The 12,832-nt window shown below is 69.0% G+C and carries 9 protein-coding genes; 7 read left to right on the top strand and 2 right to left on the bottom strand.

Translation table 11 applies throughout. The annotated features are described in order from the left end of the window. The first annotated feature begins 61 nt into the window (after nucleotides 1-61). Nucleotides 62-3,970, top strand: coding sequence for a DNA-directed RNA polymerase subunit beta' (locus SCWH03_RS11505; RefSeq protein ID WP_173264051.1), 3,909 nt, complete (start codon nucleotides 62-64; stop codon nucleotides 3,968-3,970). A gap of 398 nt (nucleotides 3,971-4,368) precedes the next feature. On the opposite strand, the gene SCWH03_RS11500 is transcribed toward SCWH03_RS11505, so the two are convergent. Both SCWH03_RS11500 and SCWH03_RS11495 read right to left on the bottom strand, forming a co-directional pair. Further along, nucleotides 4,369-4,578, bottom strand: a complete 210-nt coding sequence (locus SCWH03_RS11500; protein ID WP_109295536.1) for a DUF397 domain-containing protein — start codon at nucleotides 4,576-4,578, stop codon at nucleotides 4,369-4,371. Beyond that, a complete protein-coding gene (locus SCWH03_RS11495; RefSeq protein ID WP_116428046.1) occupies nucleotides 4,578-5,453 on the bottom strand; it encodes a helix-turn-helix domain-containing protein in 876 nt (291 codons plus the stop codon). Before SCWH03_RS11495 ends, SCWH03_RS11500 begins: the two co-directional genes overlap by 1 nt. A 167-nt stretch (nucleotides 5,454-5,620) precedes the next feature. On the opposite strand from SCWH03_RS11495, the gene SCWH03_RS11490 reads away from it, so the two are divergent. The 6 genes from SCWH03_RS11490 (at nucleotide 5,621) to fusA (ending at nucleotide 12,717) form a co-directional block, all read left to right on the top strand. Further along, entirely contained in the window at nucleotides 5,621-6,166 is a 546-nt protein-coding gene (locus SCWH03_RS11490; RefSeq protein WP_173264050.1) for an ATP-binding protein, read from the top strand. 157 nt (nucleotides 6,167-6,323) lie between these two features. Beyond that, nucleotides 6,324-7,589: a helix-turn-helix domain-containing protein gene (locus SCWH03_RS28965; protein WP_254076691.1), complete on the top strand. Its 1,266-nt coding sequence runs from the start codon at nucleotides 6,324-6,326 to the stop codon at nucleotides 7,587-7,589. Between the two features lie 346 nt (nucleotides 7,590-7,935). Next, the gene (locus tag SCWH03_RS11475) at nucleotides 7,936-8,820 is read left to right on the top strand and encodes a hypothetical protein (RefSeq protein WP_173264049.1); all 885 of its coding nucleotides are present in this window, start codon (nucleotides 7,936-7,938) and stop codon (nucleotides 8,818-8,820) included. Between the two features lie 885 nt (nucleotides 8,821-9,705). Then, on the top strand, nucleotides 9,706-10,077 hold the full coding sequence (gene rpsL, locus SCWH03_RS11470) for a 30S ribosomal protein S12 (RefSeq protein WP_003948652.1): 372 nt from the start codon (nucleotides 9,706-9,708) through the stop codon (nucleotides 10,075-10,077). A gap of 2 nt (nucleotides 10,078-10,079) precedes the next feature. Further along, nucleotides 10,080-10,550: a 30S ribosomal protein S7 gene (rpsG, locus tag SCWH03_RS11465; protein ID WP_006347241.1), complete on the top strand. Its 471-nt coding sequence runs from the start codon at nucleotides 10,080-10,082 to the stop codon at nucleotides 10,548-10,550. Between the two features lie 40 nt (nucleotides 10,551-10,590). After that, entirely contained in the window at nucleotides 10,591-12,717 is a 2,127-nt protein-coding gene (gene fusA / locus SCWH03_RS11460; protein WP_173264048.1) for an elongation factor G, read from the top strand. The last annotated feature ends 115 nt before the right edge of the window (nucleotides 12,718-12,832 follow it).

Below are 12,832 nucleotides of genomic sequence, written 5' to 3'. Positions count from 1 at the left end.
CGTGGAGGGACCCCCATCAGACCATTGATTGAGACACGACCCTGAGAGGGATTGACGCATAGTGCTCGACGTCAACTTCTTCGACGAGCTGCGGATCGGCCTGGCCACCGCTGACGACATCCGTCAGTGGTCCCACGGCGAGGTCAAGAAGCCGGAGACCATCAACTACCGCACGCTCAAGCCCGAGAAGGACGGACTCTTCTGCGAGAAGATCTTCGGTCCTACCCGGGACTGGGAGTGCTACTGCGGCAAGTACAAGCGCGTCCGCTTCAAGGGCATCATCTGTGAGCGCTGTGGCGTCGAGGTCACGCGCGCCAAGGTGCGCCGCGAGCGGATGGGCCATATCGAGCTGGCCGCTCCCGTCACCCACATCTGGTACTTCAAGGGCGTTCCGTCGCGGCTGGGCTATCTGCTCGACCTCGCCCCGAAGGACCTGGAGAAGGTCATCTACTTCGCCGCGTACATGATCACGTACGTGGACGAGGAGCGCCGCACCCGCGACCTGCCCTCGCTGGAGGCGCATGTCTCCGTCGAGCGCCAGCAGATCGAGAACCGCCGCGACGCCGACCTGGAGGCCCGCGCCAAGAAGCTCGAGACCGACCTGGCCGAGCTGGAGGCCGAGGGCGCCAAGGCCGATGTGCGCCGCAAGGTGCGCGAGGGCGCCGAGCGCGAGATGAAGCAGCTGCGCGACCGCGCCCAGCGCGAGATCGACCGCCTCGACGAGGTGTGGACCCGCTTCAAGAACCTCAAGGTCCAGGACCTCGAGGGCGACGAGCTGCTCTACCGCGAACTGCGCGACCGCTTCGGCACGTACTTCGACGGCTCGATGGGTGCCGCGGCGCTGCAGAAGCGCCTGGAGTCCTTCGACCTGGACGAGGAGGCCGAGCGCCTCCGCGAGATCATCCGCACCGGCAAGGGCCAGAAGAAGACCCGCGCGCTCAAGCGCCTCAAGGTCGTCTCCGCCTTCCTGCAGACCAGCAACAGCCCCAAGGGCATGGTGCTGGACTGCGTCCCGGTGATCCCGCCGGATCTGCGCCCGATGGTCCAGCTGGACGGTGGCCGCTTCGCGACCTCCGACCTGAACGACCTGTACCGCCGTGTGATCAACCGCAACAACCGCCTGAAGCGCCTGCTCGACCTCGGTGCCCCCGAGATCATCGTGAACAACGAGAAGCGGATGCTCCAGGAGGCCGTCGACGCCCTGTTCGACAACGGCCGCCGCGGCCGCCCGGTCACCGGCCCCGGCAACCGCCCGCTGAAGTCCCTCAGCGACATGCTGAAGGGCAAGCAGGGCCGGTTCCGCCAGAACCTGCTCGGCAAGCGGGTGGACTACTCGGCGCGTTCCGTCATCGTCGTCGGCCCGCAGCTGAAGCTGCACCAGTGCGGTCTGCCCAAGGCCATGGCCCTGGAGCTCTTCAAGCCGTTCGTGATGAAGCGCCTGGTGGACCTGAACCACGCGCAGAACATCAAGTCGGCCAAGCGCATGGTCGAGCGCGGCCGCACCGTCGTGTACGACGTCCTCGAAGAGGTCATCGCCGAGCACCCGGTGCTGCTGAACCGTGCGCCCACGCTGCACCGCCTCGGCATCCAGGCCTTCGAGCCGCAGCTGGTCGAGGGCAAGGCCATCCAGATCCACCCGCTCGTCTGCACCGCGTTCAACGCGGACTTCGACGGCGACCAGATGGCCGTGCACCTGCCGCTGTCCGCGGAGGCGCAGGCCGAGGCCCGCATCCTGATGCTGTCCTCGAACAACATCCTCAAGCCGGCCGACGGCCGTCCGGTCACCATGCCGACCCAGGACATGGTGCTGGGCCTCTTCTTCCTCACCACGGACGAGGAGGAGCGCGAGGTGCGCGGCGAGGGCCGCGCGTTCAACTCCACCGCCGAGGCGATCATGGCGTTCGACGCCCGGGAGCTCTCGCTCCAGGCGAAGATCGACATCCGCTTCCCGATCGGCACCGTCCCGCCGCGCGGCTGGACCCCGCCGGCGGACGAGGAGGGGCACGAGGGCATCGGCCCCTGGCAGCAGGGCGACAGCTTCCGCCTCACCACCACCCTGGGCCGCGCGCTCTTCAACGAGCTGCTGCCCGAGGACTACCCGTTCGTCGACTACACCGTCGGCAAGAAGCAGCTCTCCGAGATCGTCAACGACCTCGCCGAGCGCTACCCGAAGGTCATCGTGGCGGCGACGCTCGACAACCTGAAGGCGGCCGGCTTCTACTGGGCGACCCGCTCCGGCGTCACCGTCGCCATCTCCGACGTCGTCGTCCCCGAGGCGAAGAAGGACATCGTCGCGGGCTACGAGGCGCAGGACGAGAAGGTCCAGAAGCAGTACGAGCGCGGTCTGATCACCAAGGACGAGCGCACCCAGGAGCTCATCGCGATCTGGACCAAGGCGACCAACGAGGTCGCCGAGGCGATGAACGACAACTTCCCGAAGACCAACCCCATCTTCATGATGGTCAACTCGGGTGCGCGCGGAAACATGATGCAGATGCGCCAGATCGCCGGTATGCGCGGTCTGGTGTCGAACGCCAAGAACGAGACGATCCCCCGTCCCATCAAGGCGTCCTTCCGCGAGGGCCTGTCCGTGCTGGAGTACTTCATCTCTACCCACGGTGCCCGAAAGGGTCTCGCCGACACCGCCCTGCGTACCGCCGACTCGGGTTACCTGACCCGTCGTCTGGTCGACGTCTCGCAGGACGTCATCATCCGCGAGGAGGACTGCGGCACCGACCGCGGTCTGAAGCTGCGGATCGCCGAGCGGGGCGCCGACGGTGTCCTGCGCAAGGCGGACGACGTCGAGACGTCGGTGTACGCGCGGATGCTCGCCGAGGACGTCGTCGTGGACGGCAAGGTCATCGCGCCGGCCAACGTCGACCTCGGTGACGTGCTGATCGACGCGCTCGTGGGCGCGGGCGTCGAGGAGGTCAAGACCCGCTCGGTCCTGACCTGCGAGTCCGCCGTCGGCACCTGCGCGTTCTGCTACGGCCGTTCGCTCGCCACCGGCAAGCTGGTCGACATCGGCGAGGCGGTCGGCATCATCGCCGCCCAGTCCATCGGCGAGCCCGGCACCCAGCTGACGATGCGTACCTTCCACACCGGTGGTGTGGCCGGTGACGACATCACCCAGGGTCTGCCGCGTGTCGTCGAGCTCTTCGAGGCCCGTACCCCGAAGGGTGTCGCCCCGATCTCCGAGGTCGCCGGCATCGTCCGGGTCGAGGAGACCGAGAAGACCAAGAAGATCGTCATCACCCCGGACGACGGCAGCGACGAGGCGGCGTACCCGATCTCCAAGCGCGCCAAGCTCCTGGTGCGGGACGGCGACCACGTCGTGGTGGGGCAGAAGCTCACCTTCGGTGCCACCAACCCGCACGACGTGCTGCGGATCCTCGGCCAGCGCGCCGTCCAGGTCCACCTGGTCGGCGAGGTGCAGAAGGTCTACAACTCGCAGGGCGTGTCGATCCACGACAAGCACATCGAGATCATCATCCGGCAGATGCTGCGCCGTGTGACGATCATCGAGTCCGGTGACGCGGAGCTGCTGCCGGGCGAGCTGGTGGAGCGCTCGAAGTTCGAGCACGAGAACCGCCGCGTGGTCCAGGAAGGCGGCCACCCGGCCTCCGGCCGTCCGCAGCTGATGGGTATCACCAAGGCCTCGCTGGCGACCGAGTCGTGGCTGTCGGCGGCGTCCTTCCAGGAGACGACCAGGGTCCTCACCGACGCGGCGATCAACGCCAAGTCGGACTCCCTGATCGGCCTCAAGGAGAACGTCATCATCGGTAAGCTCATCCCGGCCGGTACGGGCCTCGCCCGCTACCGCAACATCCGGGTCGAGCCGACCGAGGAGGCCAAGGCCGCGATGTACTCGGCCGTCGGCTACGACGACATCGACTACTCGCCGTTCGGCACCGGCTCCGGCCAGGCCGTTCCGCTGGAGGACTACGACTACGGTCCGTACAACCAGTAAGGCGCACGTCTGACGCCAAGGGCGGCCACCCTCCGGGGTGGCCGCCCTTCGGCGTGCGGTGTGCGGTGTGCGGTGGGCGCGGTGGCGGTGGGGGAGGAACGAGGGGCCGAGGGAACCAGGGGACGCCTGAGGCGGCGATCGCGGACCGACGCGGGCAGTCCGGCGGAGCCGCTCCCTTGGCTGGGCTCCGGCGCCCGGGGGCCTCACGCACCCGGGACACCACCGCCGGCCCTGCTCCACGCGGACGACGACTACGCTGCCGTCACGAAGGTGCGTGTCCCCGAGCTGTTCGACGGTCAGCGCGCGGCCGGGCAGCCGGCCACCCAGCTGCCCGGGAGCGGTGGCCATGGGCCCCGTGCCCGCCGACAAGCAGGCGCAGGGCCCGTGCGGTCCGGAGGTCAGCCTCCCGAGGCGTACGTCACGAAGTCCGCCCAGGCCGACCGCGTCAGAGCGAGTCGGGGGCCGTCGAGGCACTTGGAGTCGCGCACATGGACCGTGCCGGGCACGGCGGCGACCTCGAGGCAGGAGTCACCCTCGCTGCTGCTGCTGTAGCTGCTCTTGAACCACATCAGGTCGGGGGCGTCCCCGGCCGAGGTGTTGCGGATCATCATGTATCCCCCAGCAGTTGCTCGATGAAGGCAGTCGACTCACGGGGCGTGAGGGCCTGGGCCCGGATGATGCCATAGCGGAGTTCCAGGATACGGAGCTGCCGGGCCTCGGTCACCGGTCGACCGTTGGCCATGGCCGGAGAGCGCCCGACCACCGAGCCGTCCTCGAACTTCAGCACCTCGATGCCGCCTGCCAGCCCGGCATGCTGCTCGCGGTCCATCGGCATCACCTGAAGTTCAACGTTCCTCAACTGGGCCACTTCCAGAAGGTGTTCAAGCTGGTTGCGCACCAGTGCCCTACCGCCGAGGGGACGCCGAAGCGTCCACTCCTCCAGAACGAAGCTGAGTTCAGGCGCCGGGTCGCGCTCGAACACCGACTTGCGGGCCACCCGCGCGGCGATGAACCGATCCACCTCGTCCCCGGTGTAGGCCGGGCGGCGCATCAGCAGCAGCCCACGCGCGTACTCCGGCGTCTGCAGCAGCCCATGGACGTTCAGCGGGTCGTACAACTGGAGTTCGACCGCCCGCCCCTCCATCTGCGCCAGATCCCGAACCTTCTTCGGATATCTGACCTTGCCCACGTCCTCCTTCATGGCCGCAAGCAGCCCACCCGCCCCCAGCACCTCGTCCGCCCTGTCCAGATACTCGGGGCGGGGAATCCGCTTCCCGCCCTCGATCTTGTAGACCAGGTCCTCCCCGTACCCCACCGCCTCGCCGAACTCACCGGCCCGCAGGCCCGCCGCCTCCCGCCGCAGCCTCAACTGCCGCCCCACCGTGGCGACCACGGCCACGCCCCAGTCGTCGTTCGGCTCCACCTCCCACCCCGGCTCGTCCGTCTCAGTCGTCGGCCGCCGCACCTCGTTGTCCACCGACATACCGCACTCCTCCGTCGTACCGTCGTACCGCCGTGCCGTACGGCCCGTACCGCACCCGCAACGCCCGTTCCGACAGCCCGGACAGCAGCGGACAAGCTCCGGACGGTCACCGTACGTATCGGCTGCGTCACTGTTCACGGTAAGCGCATGCCGCCACGCTCAGTGAGGTGAACCGGAAAAATTCCACCCAACTTCACCCCTGGACACGTCACTTCGGTGTGCTGCTTTCCCCCACGCCACGCGGTGCCCGGCTCGCCCGGCTTCTCGCGACCGAGTGGCTCCGCACCTGGGACCTGCCGCACTCCTCCCTCGAGGTCGCCGCGCACCTCGTCGCAGAACTCGCCTCGAACGCCGCCATCCACGGGCGCGTCACCGGGCGGGGGTTCCGCCTCGTGCTCCTCGCCGACGCCGGCACCCTCCGCATCGAGGTGACGGACACGCGCGGTGACGACCTGCCCCACCGCCGGCCGCCCGCTCCCGACGCCGAGTCCGGACGCGGGCTGGTGCTCGTCGAGGCTCTCGCCGACCGCTGGGGTGCCGAACCGGGTCCCGTCCCCCGCAAGACCGTGTGGGCCGAACTCGACCTGTCACCGAATCCCGGAAAGCCGAACTTCGGTGCGCCGGTCGCTCCCCACCAGGAACCGAGAGGAGAGAAAGAACCCGACCAAGCCCCACCCCTCCCTCCCGCGGCAGCCGCTCACTCTCACGGGTGAACCTCCCCCACTGAGCTGGATTCGGAGCCGGTCCGCTGCTCTACGCTCAGCGCGGCACCACACGCGGCACCCCACCACAACCGAAAAGCAACGGCCCTCGCCGGGACGGCAATCCCAGTGCGAGGGCCTGACCACCAAGGAAGAAGAGACCTTCCCGATGGACACCCAGAACCCTAGCGTGCGCCCGCACGCCCAGTCCCGTATCAGCGGGAAAATCCACCCCCGCCGCCCCGGCGGCTCCGCGGCACGTCCCGCCGGCGTCATCCACGACAACACCCGGCACACCAGCCACTTCACGGTGATCGGCAACCATCTCGCCCAGCACCGGGAGCTTTCGGGGCTCGCGATCGGGCTGGGTGTGCACATCCAGTCGCTCAAGGCCGGCAGCCTTGTCGACATCAGGACCCTCGCCGGGCGCTTCCCCGAGGGCCAGGCCCGTATCGCCGCCGCCCTGCGGGAACTGGAAGTCCACGGCTATCTGCGGCGCCCTCGCGAGCGCACCCCGAGCGGACGCATGGTCACCCGCACGATCTCCTGCAACCAGCCGGGCCGTTCCGGCGCCGCGACCGTGGCCAATGAGGGCACCGCCGGTGGGGAGTGCACCGCTGCTCCCGAGGCCACCCCCGATGGGGAGGCCACCGCGGCCCGAGACGCGACCGACGAGCACGGCTCGGCCGTTGTGCACCGCGTCGCCGACGAGCACGGGGCCACCGACGAGCACGGGGCCACCGATGCGCACGGCTCGGCCGTCGCACACCGCGCGGCGGACACGTACCACGTCACCGATGCGCACGGCGCCACCGACGCGCACCGGGCAGCGGACGCGCAGGAAGCGGCCGTTATGCCCGGCGCGCCCGCCGTGCCCGCCGCGCCGCCGGATGCGCGCAGGGTGACCGACGAGCGCCGGGTCCACGATGCGCAGAGCGTGCCCAAGCCGCCGGCCCGTGCGGTGCCGGCCACCGCCCCGCGCCGGCGATCCCCGCGCCGAGCGGCCCTCCCGGCCGTACCGCAGCCCGCGTACCCCGCCGTGAGCCTGCTCAGGACCGCCGCCGAGGTCCTCGCCTGCCTCCGCCACGACGATCCCCGGCTCCTGCTCTCCGCCGCCGATGCGGAACACCTCGCGCCCGGGGTCGCCGCCTGGCTGGAACGGGACCTTCCGCCCGACGCCGTACGCCACGCGCTGACCAGCCACCTGCCGCCCGAGCCCTTGCGCCGCCCGGCCGCCCTGCTGGCCCACCGCCTCGCGGACCGGATTCCTCCCCTGCCGCCGTTCCGGGCCCCCGAGGCGCCTCCGCCCGTCCGGCATCCCCTCCGCAACTGCGACGGTTGCGACCGCGCCTACCGGGGCCCGGATCCGGATGTCTGCCCGGGGTGCGCGGAGCGAGGCCGAATCCCGGAAATCCCGTCGAAGCGGCTCTCCTGATCGATGCGCGGGCCGAGCGCGGGTGCGCGGCACGCCAGTTCAACGTAGCCGACCAGTGCCTTCACGTGCCGAGACCGGGTGAGGGAGCAGTTCGGCGTCTCGCCGACCGGAGTCGGGCGCCGGCCCGCAAGCCACGCCTTCCGGCATGAGCGCATGACACCCGAGCACCGCCGGGCGCCGTCTCATGGGGCTCCGCGCTCGGTCACCTGTTGGGGTGAACATCGTCAACTGGCCCTGATCCAGGCTCTTTTGCGCAGCTACCTTCGTCGGGCGGCACATGCCTTCCGCATGTGTCGAAGGTGCCCGGCGCCTTCCCGTTCGCCCACTGCCCATCACAGGAACGCTCATGGTCAGCTCGTCCCACGAGGCGATGCACCGCATCTTCCAGGACCACCCGGGCCTCTTCTCCGGGGTGTCCGAGGTGCTCGGCGTCGACTTCGCCCCACCCACCTCGGTCACCGTCCTGCCTACAGACCTCACCGAGACGCGCCCGCTCGAACGACGCGTCGACACCCTGCTGAGGCTGGAGACGGAAGAGGACGAGCCGATTCTCCTCGCCGTCGAGGCCCAGGGCAGGAGGGACCCGGACAAGCCCGCGAGCTGGGCCTACTACGCCTCGTACCTGCTCGCGAAGTACCGGCTCCAGCCGATGCTGCTGGTGGTCTGCCAGGATCGCGCTACCGCCGAATGGGCGGCTAGGCCGGTCCGCTTCGGCCCTCCCCAGTGGCCGCTGCTCACCCTGCGGCCGCTCGTCGCGGGGCCGCACAACATGCCGGTGCTCACCGACCCCGCCGACGTGCGCAAGGATCTCGCGCTCGCCACACTGTCCGCGATCACCCAGGCCGCGAATCCGGACATCGGGGCCATACTCAAGGCAATGACCAACGTGCTGCGGGACACGCCCGCAGTCCTCGCCAACCCGATCGTCGAACTCATCGCGCAGGGTCTGGGCACGTACCCAGCCGCAGATACATGGAGGAAACTGGTGGCCGTGGACCTCTCTTTCTACAAGTCGCCCCTCTCCGAGGAACTCCGTGACGAGGGCCGTGCCGAGGGTGAGGCGCGGCGCGCGGCCGAGGACGTCCTGGACGTCCTGGCGGAGCGCGGTATCGCCGTGCCCGAGGCGGTTCGTGAGCGCGTGGTCGGCTGCGGCGACCCCGACACGCTGCGTCGCTGGCTCCGGCGGGCCGTCACCGCTCCCTCGGCTGACGCGATCTTCGCGGACGAGTAGTCCGGCCCGACCGAGCCGGGCCGTCGGGCACCGTCCGGCGGGTCTTGAGCGCACCGGGTGACGGCAGTGGAACGGGACGAAGGTCGGCTGGCTCCGGCATGTCGGTACCACCGGAGCCATCGACGATGACGGCGTCTTCGGGCCCGGACGCATCTCGTGTGCCGGGTCCCTCGCGTCAGAGTGGAGCCGCACCATGTCGTGGGTGGTGGGGACGGGCACCCTGCCGGGGCTGCTCGCGCTCGCATGGGCGATCGTCACGCTGCGGACAGGGGGGGGGTCGCGCCCATGGCACGCCGCTGCGTCGCGTGGCCCCACCTTCGCGGTCTCGCTGCCCTGCTCAAGGGCAGCCCCGCCGTGCTGCAGAGCCTCTTTCTGCTTCCGTCTCCCGCCGAGCGTCTCCTGGGATGTCCGGCGACTCCGGTCCCGGCGCCGCGGCTCCGCCCCGCCTCCACCATGTGCCCGCGGGCCCGATGGAGCGGGGCGGCACCGGCGAGGCGGTGTCGCGTCGGCCGCACTCCACGTGCGCGTACCGCCCTGGCGGGCCGCCCCGTGCCCGGTCGGCACGAGGCGCCCGGGAGGCGCCCGGGAGGCCGCCGGGACATGCGGCGGGGTATCCGGCCGGGGCGGCCGTTGTTCCGGCGTGTCGCTCCCCGTCTCATGTGTTTTGACCGGAGTCCATAGGCTAGGTACGCTCAGACCTTGTGCCTGGGGTGTGCCCTGGCCCTCGTGCGTGCCTACGACCGTGCGGGGAGCCTGTATCGGCCACCGTAATCTGCGCCTTTTCCGTCTTCGGCGGGGGTCCGCGGTATTCGACACACCCGACCGCGTGGGTCGGCGACGTTCCAGGTTAGCTTTACTACACGGCACACAGAAACCGGAGAAGTAGTGCCTACGATCCAGCAGCTGGTCCGGAAGGGCCGGCAGGACAAGGTCGAGAAGAACAAGACGCCCGCACTCGAGGGTTCCCCTCAGCGCCGCGGCGTCTGCACGCGTGTGTTCACGACCACCCCGAAGAAGCCGAACTCGGCCCTCCGCAAGGTCGCGCGTGTGCGTCTGACCTCGGGTATCGAGGTCACGGCCTACATTCCGGGTGAGGGACACAACCTGCAGGAGCACTCCATCGTGCTCGTGCGTGGTGGCCGTGTGAAGGACCTGCCGGGTGTTCGCTACAAGATCATCCGCGGTTCGCTCGACACCCAGGGTGTCAAGAACCGCAAGCAGGCCCGCAGCCGCTACGGCGCCAAGAAGGAGAAGTAAGAATGCCTCGTAAGGGCCCCGCCCCGAAGCGCCCGGTCATCATCGACCCGGTCTACGGCTCTCCTCTGGTGACCTCGCTGATCAACAAGATCCTGCTGAACGGCAAGCGCTCCACCGCCGAGCGCATCGTCTACGGCGCCATGGAAGGCCTCCGCGAGAAGACCGGTGCCGACCCGGTCATCACGCTGAAGCGCGCCCTCGAGAACGTCAAGCCGTCTCTCGAGGTCAAGTCCCGCCGTGTCGGTGGCGCCACCTACCAGGTGCCGATCGAGGTCAAGCCCGGTCGCGCCTCCACCCTCGCGCTCCGCTGGGTCGTGGGCTACTCGCGCGCCCGCCGCGAGAAGACCATGACCGAGCGCCTCATGAACGAACTGCTCGACGCCTCGAACGGCCTCGGCGCTTCGGTCAAGAAGCGCGAGGACACGCACAAGATGGCCGAGTCCAACAAGGCCTTCGCGCACTACCGCTGGTAGTCGCAGACCCCATCGAGAACCGAGAGAAGACTGAAGCCTTATGGCTACCACTTCGCTTGACCTGGCCAAGGTCCGCAACATCGGGATCATGGCCCACATCGACGCGGGCAAGACGACCACCACCGAGCGCATCCTGTTCTACACCGGTGTTTCGTACAAGATCGGCGAGGTCCACGACGGCGCCGCCACGATGGACTGGATGGAGCAGGAGCAGGAGCGCGGCATCACGATCACGTCCGCCGCGACGACCTGCCACTGGCCGCTCGAGGACGTCGACCACACCATCAACATCATCGACACCCCGGGCCACGTCGACTTCACCGTCGAGGTGGAGCGCTCCCTGCGGGTGCTCGACGGTGCCGTGACGGTGTTCGACGGCGTCGCCGGCGTCGAGCCGCAGTCCGAGACGGTGTGGCGCCAGGCCGACCGCTACGGCGTTCCGCGCATCTGCTTCGTCAACAAGCTCGACCGCACCGGTGCCGAGTTCCACCGCTGTGTCGACATGATCAGCGACCGCCTGGGCGCGCAGCCGATCGTGATGCAGCTCCCGATCGGTGCCGAGGCGGACTTCAAGGGCGTCATCGACCTGGTCCGCATGAAGGCCCTGGTGTGGTCCGCCGAGGCCGCCAAGGGCGAGATGTACGACGTCGTCGACATCCCGGACACGCACGCCGAGGCCGCCGAGGAGTACCGCGGCAAGCTGCTGGAGGCCGTGGCCGAGAACGACGAGGAGATCATGGAGCTGTACCTCGAGGGCCAGGAGCCCTCCGAGGAGCAGCTGTACGCCGCGATCCGTCGCATCACCATCGCCTCCGGCAAGGGCAAGGGCACCACGGTCACCCCGGTGTTCTGCGGCACCGCCTTCAAGAACAAGGGCGTGCAGCCCCTGCTCGACGCGGTCGTCCGCTACCTGCCGTCGCCGCTGGACGTCGAGGCCATCGAGGGCCACGACGTGAAGGACGCCGAGCGGGTCGTCACCCGCAAGCCGTCCGACGACGAGCCGCTGTCGGCGCTGGCGTTCAAGATCATGAGCGACCCGCACCTCGGCAAGCTCACCTTCGTGCGCATCTACTCCGGCCGCCTGGAGTCCGGCACCGCGGTGCTGAACTCCGTCAAGGGCAAGAAGGAGCGCATCGGCAAGATCTACCGCATGCACGCCAACAAGCGTGAGGAGATCGCCTCGGTGGGCGCCGGCGACATCGTCGCCGTCATGGGCCTGAAGCAGACCACCACCGGTGAGACGCTCGCGGACGACAAGAACCCGGTGATCCTGGAGTCCATGGACTTCCCGGCGCCGGTCATCGAGGTCGCGATCGAGCCCAAGTCCAAGGGCGACCAGGAGAAGCTGGGTGTCGCCATCCAGCGTCTCGCGGAGGAGGACCCCTCCTTCCAGGTGCACACCAACGAGGAGACCGGCCAGACCGTCATCGGCGGTATGGGCGAGCTTCACCTCGAGGTGCTCGTCGACCGGATGAAGCGCGAGTTCAAGGTCGAGGCCAACGTCGGCAAGCCGCAGGTCGCGTACCGCGAGACCATCCGCAAGTCGGTCGAGCGCGTCGACTACACCCACAAGAAGCAGACCGGTGGTACCGGTCAGTTCGCGAAGGTGCAGATCGCGGTCGAGCCGATCGAGGGCGGCGACGCGGCCTACGAGTTCGTGAACAAGGTCACCGGTGGCCGCATCCCGAAGGAGTACATCCCTTCCGTGGACGCCGGCTGCCAGGAGGCGATGTCGTTCGGCATCCTCGCCGGCTACGAGATGACGGGCGTCCGCGTCACGCTTCTCGACGGCGCCTACCACGAGGTCGACTCCTCCGAGCTCGCGTTCAAGATCGCCGGTTCGCAGGCCTTCAAGGAGGCCGCGCGCAAGGCGTCCCCGGTTCTCCTCGAGCCGATGATGGCCGTCGAGGTCACCACGCCCGAGGACTACATGGGCGACGTCATCGGTGACATCAACTCCCGCCGTGGCCAGATCCAGGCCATGGAGGAGCGTGCCGGCGCCCGCGTCGTCAAGGGCCTGGTGCCGCTGTCGGAGATGTTCGGCTACGTCGGCGACCTCCGCAGCAAGACCTCGGGTCGCGCAAGCTACTCGATGCAGTTCGACTCCTACGCCGAGGTTCCGCGGAACGTCGCCGAGGAGATCATCGCGAAGGCCAAGGGCGAGTAACTCGGCCGAGTACACGCTTTAGGCTTGACGCCGTACCGTCGGGGCGCTCCCGCGAACCCGTGAGGCCCGTCCCGGCGGTCGGCACCACCAGCAAAGATCACCCTGGCGCCGATGA

Source organism: Streptomyces pacificus, from assembly GCF_011766325.1.
Taxonomy (GTDB): Bacteria; Actinomycetota; Actinomycetes; order Streptomycetales; family Streptomycetaceae; genus Streptomyces; species Streptomyces pacificus.
Note: the sequence above shows the minus strand (reverse complement) of the source record. Positions and strands in the feature narration are given on the sequence as shown.

Coding starts and splice junctions, on each gene's coding strand:
- SCWH03_RS11500 (WP_109295536.1), bottom strand. CDS start 4,578: ATGATCCGCAACACCTCGGCCGGGGACGCCCCCGACCTGATGTGGTTC.
- SCWH03_RS11495 (WP_116428046.1), bottom strand. CDS start 5,453: ATGTCGGTGGACAACGAGGTGCGGCGGCCGACGACTGAGACGGACGAG.
- SCWH03_RS28965 (WP_254076691.1), top strand. CDS start 6,324: ATGGACACCCAGAACCCTAGCGTGCGCCCGCACGCCCAGTCCCGTATC.
- SCWH03_RS11475 (WP_173264049.1), top strand. CDS start 7,936: ATGGTCAGCTCGTCCCACGAGGCGATGCACCGCATCTTCCAGGACCAC.
- rpsG (WP_006347241.1), top strand. CDS start 10,080: ATGCCTCGTAAGGGCCCCGCCCCGAAGCGCCCGGTCATCATCGACCCG.
- fusA (WP_173264048.1), top strand. CDS start 10,591: ATGGCTACCACTTCGCTTGACCTGGCCAAGGTCCGCAACATCGGGATC.